This is a genomic window from Polynucleobacter sp. 15G-AUS-farblos, assembly GCF_018882445.1.
GTDB lineage: Bacteria > Pseudomonadota > Gammaproteobacteria > Burkholderiales > Burkholderiaceae > Polynucleobacter.
On the sequence record NZ_JACVOM010000030.1, the window covers coordinates 1 to 278 of the forward strand.

Here is a 278-nt window from a genome sequence, read left to right on the forward strand (position 1 = left end):
AGTGGGTTTGCCAATACTGCTGCGCTGCTGCGCGATCTTGTTTAGCAAGCCACAATAAATGCTCGCGCCAGGCAAAGGCTGGGGCTAGTCCGGCAGGCGTACCTGTACGCTGGGCTTGGTAGAGACGCGCTAATTCTGAGCCCATGGTGGCTGTTGACCAACCATCTAAGATCAAGTGATGATTACTAATCAGAAGCGCATACTCTTGCTCGCCTAAGGCGGCTAAGCGTGCTCGGATCAGCGGACCTTGCTCTAAATTAAAAGGCTGGGCTAGATCA

At 53.2% G+C, this 278-nt stretch carries 1 protein-coding gene; it reads right to left on the reverse strand.

The annotated features are described in order from the left end of the window. Positions 1–278 (reverse strand): condensation domain-containing protein (locus ICN41_RS11275; RefSeq protein ID WP_216293024.1); only part of this gene is annotated, 278 nt, incomplete at both ends.